The sequence below is a fragment of the Janthinobacterium sp. SUN128 genome (assembly GCF_030587275.1).
GTDB lineage: Bacteria > Pseudomonadota > Gammaproteobacteria > Burkholderiales > Burkholderiaceae_D > Janthinobacterium > Janthinobacterium lividum.
The window spans coordinates 3,998,668-4,019,566 of the sequence record NZ_JAPWHY010000001.1 but is presented as its reverse complement, the minus strand read 5'-3'; the positions used below and the strand labels follow the sequence as shown (position 1 = coordinate 4,019,566).

Annotated in this window: 20 protein-coding genes; 19 read left to right on the top strand and 1 reads right to left on the bottom strand. The window is 63.5% G+C overall.

Annotation, left to right across the window (positions count from 1 at the left end; translation table 11 throughout):
- Positions 1-27 precede the first annotated feature (27 nt).
- The 19 genes from paaB (at position 28) to O3297_RS18070 (ending at position 19,560) form a co-directional block, all read left to right on the top strand.
- Positions 28-312 carry a 1,2-phenylacetyl-CoA epoxidase subunit PaaB gene (gene paaB, locus O3297_RS18160; RefSeq protein WP_034746356.1) on the top strand — a complete coding sequence of 95 codons (285 nt, stop codon included), beginning with the start codon at positions 28-30 and terminating at the stop codon, positions 310-312.
- Between the two features lie 14 nt (positions 313-326).
- Positions 327-1,079, top strand: a complete 753-nt coding sequence (paaC, locus tag O3297_RS18155; protein ID WP_151097123.1) for a 1,2-phenylacetyl-CoA epoxidase subunit PaaC — start codon at positions 327-329, stop codon at positions 1,077-1,079.
- The gene (gene paaD, locus O3297_RS18150; RefSeq protein ID WP_305049352.1) at positions 1,079-1,612 is read left to right on the top strand and encodes a 1,2-phenylacetyl-CoA epoxidase subunit PaaD; all 534 of its coding nucleotides are present in this window, start codon (positions 1,079-1,081) and stop codon (positions 1,610-1,612) included. The genes paaC and paaD overlap by 1 nt, the downstream gene beginning before the upstream one ends.
- Positions 1,613-1,651: 39 nt before the next feature.
- Positions 1,652-2,731, top strand: a complete 1,080-nt coding sequence (gene paaE, locus O3297_RS18145; RefSeq protein ID WP_034780398.1) for a 1,2-phenylacetyl-CoA epoxidase subunit PaaE — start codon at positions 1,652-1,654, stop codon at positions 2,729-2,731.
- Positions 2,732-2,781: 50 nt separating this feature from the next.
- Positions 2,782-3,573: a 2-(1,2-epoxy-1,2-dihydrophenyl)acetyl-CoA isomerase PaaG gene (gene paaG, locus O3297_RS18140; protein ID WP_034780396.1), complete on the top strand. Its 792-nt coding sequence runs from the start codon at positions 2,782-2,784 to the stop codon at positions 3,571-3,573.
- 1 nt (position 3,574) lies between these two features.
- The gene (paaH, locus tag O3297_RS18135; protein ID WP_305049351.1) at positions 3,575-5,143 is read left to right on the top strand and encodes a 3-hydroxyacyl-CoA dehydrogenase PaaH; all 1,569 of its coding nucleotides are present in this window, start codon (positions 3,575-3,577) and stop codon (positions 5,141-5,143) included.
- Positions 5,144-5,153: 10 nt separating this feature from the next.
- Positions 5,154-5,579, top strand: a complete 426-nt coding sequence (gene paaI / locus O3297_RS18130; protein WP_370385414.1) for a hydroxyphenylacetyl-CoA thioesterase PaaI — start codon at positions 5,154-5,156, stop codon at positions 5,577-5,579.
- A 68-nt stretch (positions 5,580-5,647) separates the two neighbouring features.
- On the top strand, positions 5,648-6,976 hold the full coding sequence (paaK, locus tag O3297_RS18125; protein WP_070254579.1) for a phenylacetate--CoA ligase PaaK: 1,329 nt from the start codon (positions 5,648-5,650) through the stop codon (positions 6,974-6,976).
- A 26-nt stretch (positions 6,977-7,002) separates the two neighbouring features.
- Positions 7,003-8,208, top strand: a complete 1,206-nt coding sequence (pcaF, locus tag O3297_RS18120; protein ID WP_092607624.1) for a 3-oxoadipyl-CoA thiolase — start codon at positions 7,003-7,005, stop codon at positions 8,206-8,208.
- Positions 8,209-8,281: 73 nt separating this feature from the next.
- Positions 8,282-9,433, top strand: coding sequence for an ABC transporter substrate-binding protein (locus tag O3297_RS18115; RefSeq protein WP_034780388.1), 1,152 nt, complete (start codon positions 8,282-8,284; stop codon positions 9,431-9,433).
- A gap of 72 nt (positions 9,434-9,505) precedes the next feature.
- The gene (locus O3297_RS18110) at positions 9,506-10,384 is read left to right on the top strand and encodes a branched-chain amino acid ABC transporter permease (protein ID WP_034780386.1); all 879 of its coding nucleotides are present in this window, start codon (positions 9,506-9,508) and stop codon (positions 10,382-10,384) included.
- Entirely contained in the window at positions 10,381-11,385 is a 1,005-nt protein-coding gene (locus O3297_RS18105; protein WP_099389077.1) for a branched-chain amino acid ABC transporter permease, read from the top strand. The genes O3297_RS18110 and O3297_RS18105 overlap by 4 nt, the downstream gene beginning before the upstream one ends.
- 1 nt (position 11,386) lies before the next feature.
- The gene (locus O3297_RS18100; protein ID WP_034780381.1) at positions 11,387-12,142 is read left to right on the top strand and encodes an ABC transporter ATP-binding protein; all 756 of its coding nucleotides are present in this window, start codon (positions 11,387-11,389) and stop codon (positions 12,140-12,142) included.
- Complete coding sequence (locus tag O3297_RS18095; RefSeq protein WP_099394905.1) at positions 12,142-12,873, top strand: ABC transporter ATP-binding protein; 732 nt, start codon at positions 12,142-12,144, stop codon at positions 12,871-12,873. The genes O3297_RS18100 and O3297_RS18095 overlap by 1 nt, the downstream gene beginning before the upstream one ends.
- Positions 12,874-12,975: 102 nt before the next feature.
- A complete protein-coding gene (paaY, locus tag O3297_RS18090; protein WP_305049350.1) occupies positions 12,976-13,590 on the top strand; it encodes a phenylacetic acid degradation protein PaaY in 615 nt (204 codons plus the stop codon).
- A 32-nt stretch (positions 13,591-13,622) separates the two neighbouring features.
- Positions 13,623-15,674, top strand: a complete 2,052-nt coding sequence (gene paaZ, locus O3297_RS18085; RefSeq protein ID WP_305049349.1) for a phenylacetic acid degradation bifunctional protein PaaZ — start codon at positions 13,623-13,625, stop codon at positions 15,672-15,674.
- Between the two features lie 565 nt (positions 15,675-16,239).
- A complete protein-coding gene (locus O3297_RS18080; protein WP_305049348.1) occupies positions 16,240-17,502 on the top strand; it encodes a hypothetical protein in 1,263 nt (420 codons plus the stop codon).
- Between the two features lie 10 nt (positions 17,503-17,512).
- Positions 17,513-17,920: a hypothetical protein gene (locus tag O3297_RS18075; protein WP_070281618.1), complete on the top strand. Its 408-nt coding sequence runs from the start codon at positions 17,513-17,515 to the stop codon at positions 17,918-17,920.
- A gap of 65 nt (positions 17,921-17,985) precedes the next feature.
- Positions 17,986-19,560 carry a methyl-accepting chemotaxis protein gene (locus O3297_RS18070; protein ID WP_305049347.1) on the top strand — a complete coding sequence of 525 codons (1,575 nt, stop codon included), beginning with the start codon at positions 17,986-17,988 and terminating at the stop codon, positions 19,558-19,560.
- Positions 19,561-19,630: 70 nt separating this feature from the next.
- On the opposite strand, the gene O3297_RS18065 is transcribed toward O3297_RS18070, so the two are convergent.
- Positions 19,631-20,854 carry a Xaa-Pro peptidase family protein gene (locus O3297_RS18065; RefSeq protein WP_305049346.1) on the bottom strand — a complete coding sequence of 408 codons (1,224 nt, stop codon included), beginning with the start codon at positions 20,852-20,854 and terminating at the stop codon, positions 19,631-19,633.
- Positions 20,855-20,899 lie beyond the last annotated feature (45 nt).

The following is a 20,899-nucleotide window of genomic DNA, read 5'->3' as shown; positions in this document are numbered from 1 at the left end:
TACATAAGACAGATAGGGGATAGCAACATGAGCAAAGAATGGCCTTTGTGGGAAGTTTTCATCCGCAGCCAGCACGGCCTGGCGCACAAGCATGTGGGCAGCCTGCACGCTTCCGACGCCACCATGGCGGTCAACCATGCGCGCGACGTCTACACGCGCCGCAATGAAGGCGTGAGCATCTGGGTGGTGCGAGCGGCCGATATCGTCGCCAGCAGCCCCGGCGACAAGGGCGCCCTGTTCGAGCCGTCGAACAGCAAGGTGTACCGTCATCCCACCTTCTTCCCGATGCCGGAAGAAGTCAAGAACCTGTGATGGGAGCGCCGGCAATGGATGACAAAGTTAACTACTTGCTGCGCCTGGGCGACAATGCCCTGATCCTCAGCCAGCAGCTGTCGCAGCTGTGCGGCAAGGGTCCCGCGCTGGAGGAAGACATGGCGCTGACCAACGTGGCGCTGGACTTGCTGGGCCAGACGCGTCTGTGGTTCAGCTATGCGGCCGAACTGGAAAACGCGGGCCGCGACGAGGACGATATCGCCTTCCTGCGCGACGCCCACGATTTCAAGAACTGCCTGCTGGTCGAACAGCCGAACGGCAATTACGCCGACACCATGATGCGCCAGTTCTTCTTCGACAGCTGGCACTACTTCCAGCTGCTGGAACTGACGAAATCGACGGATGCGCGCATCGTCGAAGTGGCGCAAAAGTCGATCAAGGAAGTGACCTATCACCTGCGCCGCAGCGGCGACCTGATCGTGCGCCTCGGCGACGGCACGGCCGACAGCCATGCCAAGACGCAGGCTGCCGCCGACAAGCTGTGGATGTACACGGGCGAGATGTTCAAGTACGACGCCGTCGACCAGGCCATGGTTGCCGCCGGCATCGCGCCGCCATCGGACGTGCTGCGCCGGGCTTTCCTGGAACACGTGGCCGAGATCTTCGCCGAAGCGACGCTTGTCATGCCGGCGCCCGACGCCTGGATGCAAAAGGGCGGCAAGCAGGGCACGCACACGGAGCACCTGGGTTTTATCCTGGCCGAGATGCAGTTCCTGCAGCGCGCCTATCCCGGGGCGGAGTGGTAATGAACACGGCCGCTGGCGCTGCGGCGCTGGACGCCGCCCAGGTCTGGGCCTGGCTCGGCGACGTCGCGGACCCGGAAATCCCCGTCATTTCGGTGGTGGACCTGGGCATCGTGCGCGCCGTCGAAGTCACGGATGGCGACGCATGCATCGTGACGATCACGCCCACGTATTCGGGCTGCCCGGCCATGCAGGTGATCGCCGACGCCGTCACGGATGCCTTGCGCAGCCATGGCGTGGCCAAGGTGACCCTGGTGAACCAGCTGGCGCCCGCGTGGACGACGGACTGGATGAGCGAAGCGGGCAAGGCCAAGCTGAAAGGCTATGGCATCGCCCCGCCGCAGCAGCAGGTGATCGACATCAGTGGTTTGCGTGGTGGCGTCAAGCGCCAGCCTGGCCCCAGGCTGGAGGTGATCTGCCCGAACTGCGGTTCCACGCATACGCAGCTGACCAGCCAGTTCGGCTCCACGCCGTGCAAGGCCCTGTACAAGTGCCTGGCTTGCCGCGAACCGTTTGACTACTTCAAGTGCCACTAAAAAATCAGGCACACGTTCCGAAGAAACTGGAGATGAAGCATGAGTAAATTTTATCCGCTGTGCGTAGCGAACGTGCGCAACGAAACGCGCGACACCATCGCCGTCACGTTCGACGTGCCAGCCGAGCTGCAGCAGCAGTTCCGCTTCCAGCAGGGCCAACACCTGACCCTGCGCGCCAATATCAATGCGGAAGACGTGCGCCGCTCGTATTCCATCTGCTCGGCGGTGCAGGATGGCACCCTGCGCGTGGCCATCAAGCGCACGCCGGGCGGTGCCTTCTCCACTTGGGCGAACGATACCCTGAAAGCCGGCGCCACCATCGAGGTGATGCCGCCCATGGGCCACTTCAACGTGCCGCTCGACTGCGTCAACCGCAAGCACTACCTGGCGTTCGCGGCCGGCAGCGGCATCACGCCCATCCTCTCCATCATCAAGACCACCCTGCTGACGGAACCCCTGAGCCGCTTCACCCTGTTCTACGGTAACCGCGCCTCGTCGTCCGTCATCTTCAAGGAAGAATTGACGGACTTGAAGGATGTGTACCTGGAGCGTTTGAACCTGGTCTACGTGATGAGCCGCGAGCAGCAGGACATCGAATTGTTCAACGGCCGCATCACGCAGGAAAAATGCGAGCAATTCCTGCAGCACTGGATCAAAGTCGAAGACTACGACAACGCCTTCATCTGCGGCCCGGAAGACATGATGCTCGGTGTCTCCGCTGCCCTGCAGGCTGCCGGCATGCCCAAGCAGAATATCAAGATCGAACTGTTCGCCGCCAGCATCCCGAAAAACGCCCACAAGCCGCGCGCGCAGCTCGACGCGGGCGTGGTGCAGGAAACGGAAGTGACCGTCATCATGGATGGCAACCACACCACCTTCACGATGGACAAGGACAAGGAATCCATCCTCGACGCGGGCCTGCGCCAAGGCATCGACATGCGCTACTCGTGCAAAGGCGGCGTATGTTCGACCTGCCGCTGCAAGATCCTCGACGGCAAAGTCGAAATGGATGTCAACTACGCGCTGGAAGACTACGAAGTGGCGCGCGGCTTCGTCCTCAGTTGCCAGAGTTTCCCTCTCACAGACAAGGTCGTGGTCGACTTCGACCAGGCTGAATAAGCCGGTGCAGGGCACGGGCCCTGCCTTACCTATTACACAAGCGAGACGCCATGACCTACCAAAACATCCTCTTTACCATCGAGCAGGGTATCGCCACGCTGACCCTGAACCGTCCCGACAAGCTCAATAGTTTTACGCAAGCCATGCACGAGGAAGTGCGCGACGCGATTGCGAAAGTCAATGCCGACAGTACCGTGCGCGTCTTCGTGCTGACGGGCGCGGGCCGCGGCTTTTGCGCGGGCCAGGATCTGTCCGACCGCGCCGTGGAACCCGGCTCGAAGGGCGTGGACCTGGGCGAGTCGGTGGAAAAGAACTATGCGCCGCTGGTGCTGGCCCTGAAAGCGCTGCCGATGCCCGTGATCTGCGCCGTCAACGGCGTGGCCGCCGGCGCGGGCGCCAACCTGGCGCTGGCTTGCGACATCGTCATCGCCGGCAAGTCGGCCAGCTTCGTTGAAGTGTTCTGCAAGCTGGGCCTGATCCCGGACACGGGCGGTACCTTCTTCCTGCCACGCCTGATCGGTTCCGCGCGCGCCATGGGCCTGGCCATGCTCGGTGAAAAACTGACGGCGGAAAAAGCGGAAGACTGGGGCTTGATCTGGAAATGCGTCGAGGATGCCCAACTGGCGGAAGAAACGCGCAAGCTGGCCGTGCACTTTTCCACGGCGCCGACCAAGGGCCTGGCCTACACCAAGCAGGCACTGGCCGCCAGCGGCGCCAATACCTTGCCGCAGCAGCTGGCGCTGGAAGCGCGCATGATGAGCGATCTCGGTAACAGCGACGATTACCGCGAAGGCGTTGCCGCCTTCATGGAAAAGCGCGCACCGCAATTCAAGGGACATTGATATGGCAGCTTTGGACAACAACAGTATCGTCGCCGTCATCGGCAGCGGCGCCATGGGCGCCGGCATCGCGCAGGTGGCCGCCGCCGCCGGTTACCGCGTAAAACTGTACGACACGCGCGCAGAAGCGGTCAGCAAGGCCTTGCTCGACATCGGCAATATGTATGCGAAGCTGGCGGAAAAGGGCCGCATGACGGCCGACGATGCGGCAGCCGCCACGGCGCGCCTGCAGGCGGCTGGCAGCCTGGCCGATGTGAGCGATGCATCCCTGGTGGTGGAAGCCATCGTGGAAAATCTCGACGTCAAGCGCGGCCTGTTCGCGGAACTGGAAGCGCTGGTCGGCGACGACTGCATCCTGGCGACGAACACCTCGTCGATTTCCGTCACGGCCATCGCCGCCAAGCTGCGCCGCCCGGAACGCCTGGTCGGCATGCATTTCTTTAATCCTGTACCCCTGATGGCGCTGGTCGAAGTGATCAGTGGCCTGGCCACCAGTGAGCAAGTGGCCGCCACCGTGTATGACACGTCGATTGCCTGGGGCAAGAACCCCGTGCATGCAAAATCGACGCCTGGCTTCATCGTCAACCGTGTCGCCCGTCCGTTTTACGCGGAAGGCTGGCGCCTGCTGAACGAACAGGCGGGCGACGCCGCCACCATCGACGCCGTGCTGCGCGAAGCGGGCGGTTTCCGCATGGGGCCATTCGAATTGATGGACCTGATCGGCCACGACGTGAATTTTTCCGTCACGCAATCCGTGTTCGGCGCCTATTTCAACGACCCGCGCTTCACGCCGTCCGTGCTGCAGCAGGAAATGGTCAACGCCGGTTTCCTCGGCCGCAAATCGGGCCGCGGTTTTTACCTGTATGGCGAAGGCGCCGCTGCCCCCGTGGCGCAGGCGGAAGGCGCGCAGGCCAAGCCCGAATTCGTCGCACTGTCGGCCGCCATCGGTGGCGATGGCCGTGGCCACAGCGGCATCATCCACAGCCTGGTGCAGCGCCTGGAGCAGGCGGGCATCACCGTCAGCCGCCGCGTGACGCAGGAAGGCCAGGCGCACGACGAGGCGCCGGCCCTGCATTGCCATGGCGCCGCGATTTACCTGACCGATGGCCGCAGCGCCACCCAGCGCGCGCACGACAACCAGCATCCGGACACGGTGCTGTTCGACCTGGCGCTCGATTACGCCGGTGCCAGGCGCATTGCCGTGGCCCGTGCCGACCAGTGCAGCGACGCCGCCTATGCGGCTGTCGTCGGCCTGTTCCAGGCGGCCGGTTTCATCGTCACGCGCCTGGACGACGTGCCTGGCCTGGCCGTCATGCGCACTGTCGCCATGCTGGCCAACGAGGCGGCCGACGCCGTCAACCAGGGCGTGTGCACGGTGGCCGCCGTCGATATCGCCATGCAGAAGGGCGTCAACTATCCGCGCGGACCGCTGGCCTGGGCCGATGCCGTCGGCGTCCAGCACATCGTGTCGGTGCTGCACCACCTGGCGCAAGGCTATGGCGAAGACCGCTACCGGGTCTCGCCGCTGCTGCGCCGCAAACTTGCCAATGGAGATCGCTTTCATGCCGAATGAAGACCACAACATGACCGCACAAGCCCTGGCGGAAGCGGCCGCTGCCTCCATGCTGTCGCGCGATAACGCCACCGCCGCCATGGGCATCGCCCTGGCCGAAGTGGGCCCCGGCCATGCGCGCATGACGATGACGGTGCGCCCGGACATGCTCAATGGCCACCAGACCTGCCATGGCGGTTTTATCTTTGCCCTGGCCGACAGCGCCTTCGCCTTTGCCTGCAACAGCTACAACATGAACACCGTGGGAGCCGGCTGCACCATCGATTACCTGGCGCCGGGCCGCGAAGGCGACGTGCTGACGGCGCACGCCGTCGAGCAGGCGCTGGCCGGCAAGAGCGGCGTCTACGACGTCAAGGTCAGCAACCAGGAAGGGCGCGCCATCGCGCTCTTCCGTGGCAAGTCGATTCGCGTGGCGGGTGAAGTCATCAGCAATTGAAGGTACGAGAGCAGGCTTGAACTGCCGGAACGAATTACATAGTTATAGAACCGAATCAGGAGACAGAGATGGTCCAGAGAACCCCAGCACCGAATGACCTCGAGCCGATCGAGCGCGCCAGCAAGGATGAACTGCAGGCGCTGCAGCTCGAACGCATGAAATGGACGCTCAAGCATGCGTATGACAACGTGCCCCATTACCGCGCCGCTTTTGACGAAGCGGGCGTGCATCCGGACGACCTGAAATCCCTGTCCGACCTGGCCAAATTCCCGTTCACCGATAAAAAGGTCTTGCGCGACAATTACCCGTTTGGCCTGTTCGCCGTGCCGCGCGAGCAAGTGGTGCGCATCCACGCGTCCAGCGGCACCACGGGCAAGGCCACGGTGGTCGGCTATACGCAGAACGACATCGATACCTGGGCCAACGTGGTGGCGCGCTCGATCCGCGCCGGCGGCGGCCGCGCGGGCGACATGGTGCATATCTCCTACGGCTATGGCCTGTTCACGGGCGGCCTGGGCGCGCATTACGGCGCCGAGCGCCTTGGTTGTACGGTCATTCCGATGTCCGGCGGGCAGACGGAAAAGCAGGTGCAACTGATCCAGGATTTCAAGCCGTCGATCATCATGGTTACGCCATCGTACATGCTCAACATCATCGAGGAATTCACGCGCCAGGGTCTGGACCCGGCCGAATCGTCGCTGAAGGTGGGCATCTTCGGCGCCGAGCCGTGGACGGACGCCATGCGCTCGGAAATCGAGGCGCGTGCCGGCATCGACGCCGTCGACATCTACGGCCTGTCCGAAGTGATGGGCCCTGGCGTGGCATCCGAATGCATCGAAAGCAAGGACGGTCCCGTCATCTGGGAAGACCATTTTTACCCGGAAATCATCGATCCGGAAACGGGCGAAGTGCTGCCGGACGGCGAAGAGGGGGAGCTGGTGTTTACCTCGCTGTCGAAGGAAGCGCTGCCCATCATCCGCTACCGCACGCGCGACCTGACCCGCTTGCTGCCGCCGACATCGCGCTCGATGCGCCGCATCGGCAAGATCACGGGCCGCTCGGACGACATGCTGATCATCCGCGGCGTGAACGTCTTCCCCACGCAGATCGAAGAGCTGATCCTCAAAATGCCGAAGCTGGCGCCACAGTATCAATTGGTGGTCACGCGCGACGGCCACCTCGACAAGCTGGAAGTGGTGGCCGAGCTGCGTATCGACCTCACTGCCACCATCTCGGCCAGTGAAACGGACGCGCTGGCGCGCGAGCTGGAACACCGCATCAAGACACACGTGGGCGTGAGCACGCGCGTGCGCCTCGTGGCCGCCGCCGGCATCGAACGCACCCTGACGGGCAAGGCCCGCCGCGTGGTTGACCAGCGCCCGAAGATTTTTTCCTGATAGCCCGCCCGAACAAGGAACCAGACATGAATGACGCTTTTATCTGTGACGCCGTACGCACCCCGTTTGGCCGCTATGGCGGCGCGCTGTCCAGCGTGCGCGCGGACGACCTGGGTGCGCTGCCGATTGCCGCGCTGATCGCCCGCAACCCGTCCGTCGACTGGGCCGCCATCGACGACGTGTTCTACGGCTGCGCCAATCAGGCGGGCGAGGACAATCGCAACGTGGGCCGCATGGCTGCGCTGCTGGCCGGCTTGCCGGCGGCAGTGCCCGCCAATACCATCAACCGCCTGTGCGGCTCCAGCCTGGATGCCGTCGGCATGGCTGCCCGTTCCATCAAGGCGGGCGAGGCGGAACTGATCATCGCCGGTGGCGTGGAAAGCATGACGCGCGCGCCTTTCGTGATGGGCAAGGCCGACAGCGCGTTTTCACGCGCGGCGAAAATCGAAGACACGACCCTGGGCTGGCGTTTTGTGAACGGCAAGATGAAGGCGCAGTACGGCATCGACACCATGCCGGAAACGGCGGAAAACGTGGCCGTGGAATTTGGCATCAGCCGCGCCGACCAGGATGCGCTGGCCCTGCGCAGCCAGCAGCGCTGGGCGGCTGCCCACGCGGCAGGCGTGTTCGAGCGCGAAATCGTGCCCGTCGCCGTGCCGCAAAAAAAAGGCGAACCGAAAATGGTGACGATGGATGAACATCCGCGTCCTGATACCTCGCTGGACATGCTGGCAAAGCTCAAGGGCGTGGTCAAGCCGGACGGCACGGTCACGGCCGGCAATGCCTCGGGCTTGAACGATGGCGCCTGCGCCATCCTGCTGGCGTCCGCCGCCGCCGTCGACAAATACAAACTGACGCCGCGCGCAAAAGTGCTGGGCATGGCCACGGCCGGCCTGGCGCCGCGCATCATGGGTTTTGGTCCATCGCCCGCGTCGCGCAAGGTGCTGGCGCAAACGGGATTGAGCATTGAGCAGATGGACGTGATCGAACTCAATGAAGCGTTTGCGGCGCAGGCACTGGCGGTGACGCGCGACCTGGGGCTGGCGGACGATGCGGCCCACGTAAATCCGAATGGCGGTGCGATCGCCATCGGCCACCCGCTGGGCGCATCGGGCGCGCGCCTGGTGATGGCGGCCCTGAACCAGCTGGAACGCACGGGCGGGCGTTATGCGCTGTGCACCATGTGCATCGGCGTGGGGCAGGGTATTGCCGTCGTTATTGAACGCGTATAAAAGCAGTATATAAAACAAGGTGCAAGATAGCACCACCCAATTTGACCGTAGTGCCAACCTGGTGGAGACCACAATGATTGCCAATATCTTCAAGAAAACCCTGATCGCCGGCGTGCTAGCCATGTCCGCCGTGGGCGCGTATGCGGCCGATAACATCAAGATCGGTTCCGTGCTGTCCGTCACGGGGCCAGCCGCCTTCCTGGGCGACCCGGAACTGAAAACCCTGCAGCTGTATATCGAGAAGATCAACGCGGCCGGCGGCGTCCTGGGACGCAAGCTGGAACTCGTGCATTACGATGACGGCAGCGATGCCGCCAAGGCCAACGGTTTTACCAAGCGCCTGATCGAGTCCGACAAGGTCGATGTACTGATCGGCGGCACCACCACCGGCGCGACGATGGCGATGGCGCCGCTGGTGGAGCGCGCCAGCATGCCGTTCATCTCGCTGGCGGGCGCCGTGGTCATCATCGATCCGGTCAAGAAATGGGTGTTCAAGACGCCGCATACGGATCGCATGGCGGCAGAGAAGGTGTTCGAGGACATGAAGAAGCGCGGCATCAGCAAGGTGGGCCTGCTGTCGGAAACGAGCGGCTTTGGCGCTTCGGGCCGCAAGGAATCGCAAATCGTCGCCTCGAAATACGGCATCACCCTGGTGGCCGATGAAACCTACGGCCCGAAAGACACGGACATCACGGCGCAGCTCACGCGCATCAAGAATACCGCTGGCGTGCAAGCCGTCTTCGTCTTCGGCCTGGGCCAGGGCCCGGCGGTCGTGACCAAGAACTATGGCCAGCTGGGCATGGCCGCGCTGCCGCTGTACCAGTCGCATGGCGTGGCGTCCGACGAATACCTGAAACTGTCGGGCAAGGCCGCCGAAGGCGTGCGTCTGCCGACGCCAGCCCTCCTGATCGGCGCCATGCTGCCGGACAGCGATGCGCAAAAGGCGATCGTCGTCGGCTACGACAAGACGTATAAGGACCGCTACAAGATCGACCCATCGACCTTTGGCGGCTATGCGCTCGACGCCCTGAACCTGTCGGTCGACGCCATCAAGCGCGCCGGCGGCACGGACCGCGACAAAGTGCGTGCGGCGCTGGAGTCGACCAAGGGTTTTGTCGGCACCACCGGCGTCTTCAACATGTCGGCCAAAGACCACATGGGCCTGGATCTGTCGGCTTTCCGCATGGTCGAAGTGAAGAACGGCGAATGGCAATTGTCGAAATGATGTAAGCCAGAAGTACCTGCGCGGGCCGCCCTCGAAGGCGGTCCGCGCACAGCCGAACATAATGGAGACACCATGGAAGTCGCACAATTTCTACAATTTCTGTATTCCGGGATGACGGTCGGTTCCGCCTACGCGCTGGCGGCGCTGGGCTTCACCATCATCTACAACACCAGCGGCGTGATCAATTTCGCCCAGGGCGAATTCATCATGCTGGGCGGGATGCTGGCTGCCGTGATGTCGGCCGCCGGCGTACCGCTGCCGCTGGCCATCATCCTGGCCGTCATCGCCACAGGTATCGTTGGCCTGCTGATGGAAAAAACCGTGATCGAACCGGCGCAAAATGCACAGGTCATCACGCTCCTGATCATCACCATTGGCGCCTCGCTCGTGCTGCGCGGCCTGGTGCAAATCTGGCTGGGCAAGGACACGCATTCGCTGCCCGCGTTTTCCGGCGACGCGCCGATCGAATTCCTGGGTGCCAGCCTGCTGCCGCAAAGCCTGTGGGTGCTGGGCGTCACCGTCGTCATCGTGCTGGTGCTGGGCTGGTTCTTCGGCCGCACGCTGATGGGCAAGGCCATGCTGGCCACCTCCCACAACAAGCTGGCCGCGCAACTGGTGGGCATCAACACGCGCAAGGTGCTGCTGTTCTCGTTCGGCCTGTCGGCCCTGCTGGGCGCTGCCGGCGGCATCCTCGTTGCACCGATCACGTACACCTCGTATGACGCGGGCATCATGCTGGGCCTGAAAGGCTTTGTCGCCGCCGTCCTCGGTGGCCTGGGCGGTGGCGCGGGCGCGATTGCCGGTGGCCTGATCCTCGGCATCGCCGAAGCCATGACGGCCGGCTACATCTCGTCGGCTTATAAAGATGCCGTCCCCTTTGTGCTGATTTTATTGATCCTGTTCTTCCTGCCGCAAGGCTTGTTTGGCGCTAAAAATTCGGAGCGTGTATGAAGAGTTTCTTTGCCCGCTCACGCCACGGTGGCCTGTTGTTGCTGGCCCTGGTGCTGGCCATCCTGCCCCTGTTCCTCACCAATGCGTTCTACTATGACGTGGCGATTCGCATTGCCCTGAACGCCATCGTTGTCATCGGTCTGAACCTGCTGATGGGCTATACGGGCCAGATCAGCCTGGGCCACGCCGGTTTCTACGGCCTGGGCGCGTATGCGTCCGCCGTGCTGACCACGCACTACAACTGGCCGCCGCTGGCCGCGCTGGCCGCAGGAGCGGTTGCCACGGGCTTGCTTGCCTTGCTGCTGGCGCGTCCCGTGCTGAAACTCAAGGGCCACACCCTGGCCATGGCGACCCTGGGCCTGGGCATCATCATTTCCATCGTCATCAACAACGAGACGCAGTGGACGGGCGGCCCGGACGGCATCGGCGTGTCCGCCTTCAGTGTCGCCGGCCTGGAAATCGCCGGTGAAAAATCGTGGTACATCCTGTGCGCCGTGCTGCTGTTGCTGGTGACGTGGCTGGCCCTGAACCTGATCGATTCGCCTGTCGGCCGCGCGCTGCAGGCCATCCACGGTTCGGAAGTGGCGGCCCGCGTGGTCGGCGTCGATACGACCCGCTTCAAGGTACGCGTGTTTGTGCTGTCGGCCGTCATCGCCAGCATCGCGGGCAGCATCAGCGCCCATTACATCGGTTTCATCACGCCCAACCTGGCCGGCTTCTTCCACTCGATCGAGCTGGTGACGATGGTGGTGGTGGGCGGCATGGCGTCGATCTTCGGCTCCATCATCGGCGCGGCCCTGCTGACGATCCTGCCGCAGCTGCTGTCCAGTTTTGAAGGCTGGGAAACGGTGGTGTTTGGCGTGATCCTGATGGCTACCATGATCTTCATGCCGAAAGGCCTCGTGCCGAGCCTGGCCAGCCGGTCACGCAAACGGGCAGGGGTGCCGCAGGCGCCCAAAGCCCCCGAAGGCGCGGCAAAACCACCGGCGCAGGAGGTATGAGATGTTGACGATTAACAATCTGAGCAAGAGCTTCGGCGGCGTGCACGCGGTGCAGGATGTGAGCTTTACCGTCAAGGAGGGTAATATCCATTCCGTGATCGGACCGAACGGCGCCGGCAAGACGACCCTGTTCAACCTGATCACGGGCGTCTACACGCCGAGCAAGGGCGAAATCCTGCTCAATGGCGAGAACGTGGCCGCCATGCCGCCCGATGCGCTGGCGCGGCGCGGCATGAGCCGCACCTTCCAGAACCTGCAAGTGTGCATGAACATGACGGCCATCGACAATGTGATGGTGGGCGCGCATTTGCGCCTGAACCAGAACCTGTTCGCGTCCATGCTGCGTTTGCCGTCCGTGCGCCGCGCGGATGCGGCCTGCCGCGACGAGGCGGCGGGCCTGATGGAATTCGTCGGCGTGGGCCGGCATATCGATGACGAGGCGGGACAGATGTCGTATGGCGCCTTGAAGCGCCTGGAAATTGCCCGCGCGCTGGCGGCCAAGCCGAAAGTGCTGCTGCTCGATGAACCGGCCGCTGGCCTGAATCACACGGAAACGGGCGAGATCGAAACCTTGATCCGCAAGGTGGCGCAATCGGGCGTGACGGTGGTGCTGGTCGAGCATGACATGAAACTGGTGATGAATCTGTCGGACCATATCCTGGTGCTCGACTATGGCAAGAAGCTGGCCGAAGGGACCGCCGCCGAAGTGCGCGCCAATCCCGACGTGGTGGCGGCATATCTGGGGGTGGCGGCATGATGACAATGGAAAAACCTCAGACTCCGCTTGTGCTCGATATCGCCGGCCTGACCAGTCATTATGGCCGCATCCAGGCTTTGCACGGCATCGACCTGCAAGTGCGTCAGGGCCAGCTGGTGGCGCTGGTGGGCGCGAATGGCGCAGGCAAGACAACCCTGCTGCGGGCGATCTCCGGCGTGCAGCCGATCAGCGCCGGCAGCATCGCCTTCGCCGGCCAGGACGTCAGCCGCATGAGCGCCGACAAGCGCGTGCGCGCCGGCATCTGCCAGGTGCCGGAAGGGCGGCAAGTGTTCGGCCCCATGACGGTGGAAGACAATTTGCGCCTGGGGGCTTTTACACGCCCACCGCAGGACGTGGCCGGTGACATGGAGCGCATGTACGGCCTGTTCCCGATCCTGAAGGAAAAGCGCTTGCTGCTGGCCGGGACGTTATCGGGCGGACAGCAGCAGATGCTGGCCATGGCGCGCGCGCTGATGGGCCGCCCGCAACTGCTGCTGCTCGATGAGCCGAGCATGGGCCTGGCGCCGCTCCTGATCGCGGAGATATTCCGCATCGTGGCCGAACTGCGCGACCAGGGCATCACCATCTTCCTCGTCGAGCAGAACGCGCACGCCGCCCTGTCGATCGCCGACGTGGGCTATGTGATCGAGACGGGCGCCATCACGCTGTCCGGTCCGGGGCCTGAATTGCTGCATAACGAGCAGGTACAAAGTGCCTATCTGGGCATGTGAAAATCCGGGGTCAGACCCATCGGGACCCGGCGTCCCCGTCTGACCCCAGCTCTACGTTGCATTTAGAAATAGCTTGCGCAACATGTGTATTGGAAAGTGAGTATGGTCAAAGTCTACGAAATCAACGGCGTCACCCCCGTCGTCCACCCCAGCGCCTATGTGCACCCATCGGCCGTGCTGATCGGTGACGTGATCATCGGTCCGCGCTGCTATATCGGTCCGCTGGCCTCGATCCGCGGCGACTTCGGCCGCCTGATCCTGGAGGAGGGCGCGAACCTGCAGGACACCTGCGTCATGCACGGCTTCCCCGGCTGCGACACGGTGGTCGAAGTCGACGGCCATGTCGGCCATGGTGCCGTGCTGCATGGCTGCCGCATCGGCCGCAATGCGCTCGTCGGCATGAACGCCGTGGTGATGGATAACGCCGTCATCGGCGAGGAATCCATCGTCGCGGCCATGAGTTTTGTGAAGGCGGGCATGATCGTCGCGCCGCGCAGCATGGTGGTGGGCACGCCGGCCAAGATCATCCGCGTGCTGACCGACGATGAAATCAAATGGAAAAGCTCGGGCACGGGCCAATATCACGAACTGGCCGTGCGTTCCATGCAGACGATGCGCGAGGTGGAGGCCCTGACGGAAGTCGAGGCCGGCCGCCAGCGCCTGAATTTCGAATCCGCCTTGCCGCTGCATTTGCACAAGAACGCAGCAGCGCAGTAAGCACGCAGTAAACCAACATAGGAGTAAACCACATGGCTCATATATCCACCCTGCAAAGCCTGATCGCCGGCCGCTGGCTGGGCGAAGGCGCTGCCGTGCCCTTGCACAGCGCCTTGAACAACCGCGTCATCTATCACACGCATGCGGAAAAGATCGACTTCGACGAAGCCGTCACGTATGCCCGCAAGACGGGCGTGCCGGGCCTGATGGCGCTGGACTTCCAGCAGCGCGCCGCGCGCCTGAAGGCGCTGGCCCTGTACCTGGTCGAGCGCAAGGAAGAACTGTATGTGATTTCGCACCTGTCGGGCGCCACGCGTGCCGACAGCTGGGTCGATATTGAAGGCGGCACGGGTACCCTGTTCGCCTACGCCAGCATGGGCAGCCACGAGTTGCCGTCGTCGAACGTGCTGCACGAAGGCCCGGCCATCGCGCTCGGTAAAAAAGGCGGTTTCGCCGGCACGCACATCCTGGTGCCGCGCGGCGGCCTGGCCGTGCACATCAACGCCTTCAATTTCCCCATCTGGGGCTTGCTGGAAAAATTCGCGCCCAGCTTCCTGGCGGCCATGCCCTGCATCGCCAAGCCGGCCACGGCGACCAGTTACCTGACGCAGGCCGTCGTGCGCATGATGCATGAATCGGGCTTGCTGCCGGCTGGCAGCTTGCAGCTGGTGATCGGTTCCACGGGCGACTTGCTGGACCGCCTGAATGGCCAGGATTTCGTGACATTCACGGGATCGGCCGCCACAGCCGCCAAGCTGCGCACGAATCCGAACCTGATCGCCCAATCCGTGCCCTTCAACGGCGAAGCCGATTCGCTCAATTGCGCCATCCTGGCGCCGGACGTCACGCCAGACGACGTGGAATTCGATTTGTTCGTCAAGGAAGTCGTGCGCGAGATGACGGGAAAATCGGGCCAGAAGTGCACGGCCATCCGCCGCATCATCGTGCCCGAGCACCTGATGGACGCCGTCGGTACGCGCCTGCGCGAACGCCTGGCCAAGGTGGTGGTGGGCGATCCGTCCATCGAAGGCGTGCGCATGGGCGCGCTGGCGTCAAAGGAACAGCAGAACGACGTGGCCGAACGGGTCGCCACCCTGTCGCAGGGTAATGAAGTGGTATTCGGCGCGGCCGACGGTTTTAGTCCTTTGGGCGATGGTGCCCTTGACGGCAGCTTCTTCTCGCCGACCCTGCTGCTGTGCCGCGACGCTTTCGGCAACGATGCCGTGCATGACGTGGAAGCGTTCGGCCCCGTCAGCACCATGATGGGCTATAAGGACATCGATGAAGCGCTGGCCCTGGCAGCGCGCGGCAAGGGCAGCCTGGTGAGCACCCTGGTGACGCGCGATCCGAAGATCGCCGCGCGCGTGGTGCCGCAAGTGGCGGCCACGCATGGCCGCGTGCATGTGCTCGAGCGTGTGGCGTCCGTCGATTCGACGGGTCATGGCTCGCCGCTGCCGCAACTGAAGCACGGCGGCCCTGGCCGCGCGGGCGGCGGCGAAGAGCTGGGCGGCGTGCGCGCCGTGCGCCACTATCTGCAACGGGCGGCCGTGCAAGGCTCGCCGACCATGCTGGCGGCCATCACCGGCGAATACGTGCGCGGCGCGGACGTCAATGAAAGCCCGATCCACCCGTTCCGCAAGCACTTCGAGGACTTGAAGACGGGCGACTCGCTGCTCACGCACCGCCGCACCGTCAGCGAAGCGGACATCGTCGCCTTCGGCGGCATCTCGGGCGACTTCTTCTACATGCACTTCGATGAAATCGCGGCCAAGGAATCGCAGTTCGGCAAGCGCATCGCCCACGGCTACTTTGTGCTGTCGGCCGCCGCCGGCCTGTTCGTCTCGCCAGGCGTCGGTCCCGTGCTGGCCAACTATGGCCTGGACAACCTGCGCTTCGTCGCGCCGGTGGCGATTGGCGACACCATCCGCGCCCGCCTGACGTGCAAGCGCAAGGTCGACCGCAATCGCAAGGACGTGTTCGGCGTGGGCCAGGGCGTGGTCGCGTGGGACGTGCAGGTGACGAACCAGAACGAGGAACTGGTGGCCAGCTACGACATTCTGACCCTGGTGTCGAAGCGCGAGTAAGTCCGAGAGTAAGCGTCTCTGGCAGGATTGGTTTGAACGGCGCCGCCCGCGATCATCGCGCGGGCGGCGCTTTTTTTATGCGGATTCTTTTCGTCTTGAATTATCCATAAGTGTATGAAAAATATAGGCTAAGAGCCTATCCCAGTAGGGAGCGTCTTCTGCTGGCAGCGGATCAGGAGCGCGGACAAGGCGTGAGGAGGACGCGTGGCGAGCCACGCGACGACGATCAACGCAGTCCCCGCTTCTGAGGCGCGCCAGCGGGGGATGTATTCATCTACTGGGATAGGCTCTAAGTGTGGTTTTGCACGGCGTGCTATTTAGATAAACCCCTCTAGAACGCGTGCTTTTTTCATGGAAATGGGCGAATTCGCTCATTGCCTCAAGAAAACTTTCCAACGTAAAACCTTTTCTCTGTAGCATGGTTTTACTCACTGGTCACGCCGCCATGGACGCCCAAGGCGATGGCGGCGCGAAAAAAACGGACCCGGCCTTTTACGGCCGGTGAGCCATCGACCGCGAGTCCCATTCCACGATTAACGTTCACCGCTACGGGTATTTAATTACTATGAATAAACACGTCCTGATTTTCCTGCTGGCCATGCCCCTGGCCATCAGCCATGCCTATGCCGAAGAGGCCCCTGGTCCCGCGGTCAAGATCAGCGGTTACGGCACCGCCGCCCTGACCATGGCCGATACCGACAGCGCGCAGTTCGCGCGCCCGAACCAGGCTGCCGGCGCAGGCCGCACCGCCCGCACAGGCGTCGATTCCAATCTGGGCCTGCAGGCCAATGTCACCGTCAATCCCTGGCTGTCGGCCACCGTGCAAGGGCTGGCGCGCAAGGATGGCGAAGACGATTTTGGCGCCGAACTGGCGTGGGCCTTTGCCAAGGCCAAGGTATCGGACAGCTTCAGCGTGCGCGTCGGCCGCATGGGCCTGCCTGTCTTCATGATTTCCGATTACCGTAACGTCGGCTATGCCAACACCATGCTGCGTCCGCCCGGCGAAATGTATTCGCAGGTTCCCCTGAACAGCATCGATGGCATCGATGGCACCTACCAGTTCAGCGCGGGCGACACCAGCATCACCACGCAGCTGGCGCTGGGCCGCACCAAAGCCACCCTGGCCACGGGTCCTGATTCGACCGTGCAGGTGGAAGGCAAGTCCATCGTCGCCCTCAACGTGGTGGCCGAACATGGTCCCGTCACCGTGCGTTTCGGCCGGGCCGAGACCAAGCTGACGATCAACGATTCGCCCAGCCTGAATACCTTGATGGGCAGCTTGCGCGCGGCCGGCAGCGGCTACAGGATCGCCCAGTTGGGCGCCCTGGCCGATGCGCTGGAAGTCAAGGACAAGAAGGCATCGTTTACGTCCGTGGGCCTGGGCCTGGACTGGAACAATGTGCTGGTGCAGTCCGAATATGCGAAGCGCAAGACGGACAGCTATGTCAGCGACAGTACCTCGTGGTACGTGATGGGCGGCTACCGCATCGGCGCCTTCCTGCCGTACTACAGCCACGCCAGCCTGAAGGCCGATGGCCGCGTGAACAACACCGTGCCCGCATCCTGTCCTGCCGGTTATCCAGCCGCCTGCACGCCGACCTTGCGCGCCCTGTCGGCCGGCGTCGACACCCTCGCATATATGCGCAATCAGCTGGAGCAATCGACGGACAGCATCGGCGTGCGCTGGGACTTCCACCGTTCGGCCGCGCTGAAAGTGCAGATCGACCGCATCAAGCCGAAGAATGGCCCGGGCCTGTTCGTGCAAGCCAAGCCGGGTTTCCATGGCCCCGTCACGGTGGCTGCCGCCGCCATCGATTTCGTTTTCTAAGGAGCGCCGCATGAAACCATTGATCTTGAATGTGGCTGCCTTGCTGGCGCTGTCGACCGCTGTTCCCGCCATGGCCGAAGTGGTCGTGGTGGTCAATCCGAAGAGCGCCGCCGGCGCCATGACGAACGAACAGGTGGCGCAATTCTTCCTCGGTAAATCGACGGCCATGACGCCGGTCGACCAGCCGGAAAGCGCCCCCGTGCGCGCGGAGTTCTACAAGAAGGTGACGGACAAGGAGCCGTCGCAGGCGAAGGCCCTGTGGTCCAAGCTGGTCTTCACGGGCAAGGCGACCTTGCCGAAGGAAGTGGCCAATAGCGCCGACGTGAAGAAGGCCGTGGCCGCCGATCCGAAAGCCATCGGCTATATCGAGAAGAGTGCCGTCGACGGCACCGTCAAAGTGGTGCTGACGACGCCATAAGGCCGCCATGACGGCATGCGGCGACGCATGCCGTCTTTTGCACGAGATAACATCAGGAGACAGCAATGAGCATCAAACGCAAGATATGGGCGCTGCCTGTCGTCTCGGCCGTGATTTTCGGGCTGGGGCTGGCCGTCAGCGCCTACCTGTCCACGGCCACGCTCAATTCCATCCACGCCACGGAAAGTGCCGACTATCCCGTGCTCGACATGGCCAAGTCGCTGACCCTGGACGTGGCCGCCGTCGGCGACGCCCTGCGCGATGCCGTCAGTGAAGGCGACAAGGAGCGTATCGGGCAAGTCGGCGGCCAGGCTGTCAAGCTGCGCGCCAGGCTGGGCGACTTCGCGGCGATCCCTGGCCAGCGCGAGCAGGGCCTGCGCCTGGCCAGGGAATTCGATGCCTACTATGCGCCGGCCCTGAGTGCGGCGCGCATCATGCTGGAAATGGAAGAGGGCGACCCGCAAGCGACCGTGGCGCGCATGCAGGGGGCGCTGGCGGTGCTCAACACGGACCTGGCAAAGACCAACGAACAGGCGCAATTGCAATTCAAACAGGGCATCGAACGCAGTGCGGCCAATGTGCGCAATGCGCTCAATACCAGCATCGCCGTGGCGCTGGCCGTCATCGTCTGCCTGGTGGCCGTGTCGCATTTCGTCGTGCGCGCCATCTGGCAGCAGCTGGGCGGCGAACCCGAATATGCGCGCCAGATCGCGCGTGCCGTGGCCGATGGCGACCTGTCGATGGAGATCGCCACCGAGGCGGGCGACCAGGCCAGTCTGCTGGCGGCATTGAAGGAGATGCGCGGCCGGCTGGCCGGCATGGTGTCCGGTATCAAGGCGTCGGCCGAAACCATCCAGGTGGCCAGCGCTGAAATCGCCCAAGGCAATGCGGACCTGGCCGCGCGCACGGAATCGCAGGCGGGCAGCCTGGATCAGACGGCGCGCAGCATGGACAGCCTGACCTCCACCGTGCGCGACAACGCCGCCAACGCGGGCCAGGCGCATGAACTGGTGGTGTCGGCATCTTCGGTTGCCGTGAAGGGCGGGCAGGTGGTCAGTCAGGTAGTCACCACCATGGGCGAGATCAACGATTCGTCCAAGCGCATCGTCGACATCATCGGCGTCATCGACGGCATCGCCTTCCAGACGAATATCCTGGCCTTGAATGCGGCCGTGGAAGCGGCGCGCGCGGGCGAGCAGGGCAGGGGTTTTGCCGTGGTGGCGTCCGAAGTGCGCAACCTGGCGCAGCGCAGCGCGGCAGCGGCGCGCGAAATCAAGCAATTGATCGGCGATTCGGTGGCCAAGGTGAATGTCGGCTCGAAGCTGGTCGACGAGGCGGGTCTGACCATGGGCCAGATCGTCGACTCCGTGAAAAAGGTGGCCGACATCATGGCCGAGATCAGCGCTGCCAGCCAGGCGCAAAGCGCCGGCATCGGTGACATCGGCGTGGCCATCGGCAGCATGGACCAGATGACGCAGCAAAATTCCGCGCTGGTGGAAGAGGCGTCGGCGGCCGCCGAATCGCTGCAGGAACAGGCCGTGCAGCTGGGCACGGCGTTGGCCGTGTTCAAGCTGGCGCAGGGAAGCGCTGTGTCGGATTACGCGCAGGGCGCCAATCCGACCTGCCTGGCATTACGGTGATACCAGCTTGACCTGCATGGCATGGCGTAGGGTGGATTAGCGCAGCGTAATCCAACACAAGGGCATCTGTTTACGCGTGCAAGCCGAACGGATCATCGATGCTGTGCGCCGGCTGCGTGAACCAGCGCGGACCGTCATCCGTCATGTAGAAATGGTCTTCATGGCGGATGCCGAATTCGCCGGGGATGCAGATCATCGGCTCGTTCGAGAAGCACATGCCCACGTCCAGCGGCGTCGTGTCATTGCCCACCAGGTAAGGCCACTCGTGGATATCGAGGCCGATGCCGTGGCCCGTGCGGTGCGGCAGGCCGGGCAGCTTGTAGCCGGGGCCGAAGCCATCCGCCTCCAGCGAGACGCGCGCGGCGCGGTCCACGTCGCCGCAGGGCACGCCCAGCTGCGCTGCCGCGAATGCGGCGGCCTGCGCCGCCTTTTCGCTGTTCCACACGCTGCGCTGGCGCGCGCTGATCGTACCAAACACATAGGTGCGCGTGATGTCGGAGATGTAGTTCATTACCTGGCAGCCCGTATCTATCAGCACCGTGTCGCCCGCTTTCAAGGTTTGTACGTAGTTGACGCCATGCGGGTAGGCCGTCGCTTCGCCGAACAGCACGATGCAAAAATACGAGCGGGGCGCGCCCACCTTGCGGTGCGCGCGCTGGATGAATTCTTCCACTTCCACCGTCGTGATGCCTTCGTACAGCATGCTGGCCGTGGCCACGTGCACGGCCAGGGTCATGTCCATCACGCGCTGCATGAGGGCGATTTCCGCCGGTGACTTGCGGCTGCGGCAGTACGCGGTGACGGCGCGCGCGTTTTCCAGCGCGTAGCCGGGAGCCAGCGGCTTGATGCCGTCGTAGATGAAGAAGGCGGCGCTTTCGCAGATGCCCACGCGTGGCGGCGCAGCTTCATCCTGAGCTATCCCCATGCGCGCCAGCACGTCGACGAACAGCTGGTACGGGCTTTCATGCTCTTCCCAGCAATTGACCTTGCCTTCGATGAGCATGAAGCCTTGCAAGGTGCTTTCCTCGAAGGCGGGGGCGATGTATTCGATCTCTCCGCTGGCCGGCAGGATGGCGCCCACCATGCGTTCGCTGGCATACCATTTGGTGCCAGTGAAATAGGTGAGATTGGCGCCCGCGTTCAGGTAGACCGCGGCGATGCCCTGTTTGCGCATGAATGCCTGCGCCCTGGCGATGCGTTGCGCATGTTCGTCCTTGCCGATGGCGACCATGCCGCCCGTCATGTCCGACAGCGATGCCAATGCCTGTTCGATGGAAGTGCCACCTATGCTCATGCCTGCTCCTTTGCTCGATGCTGAATATGGAATGCGGGCATGATA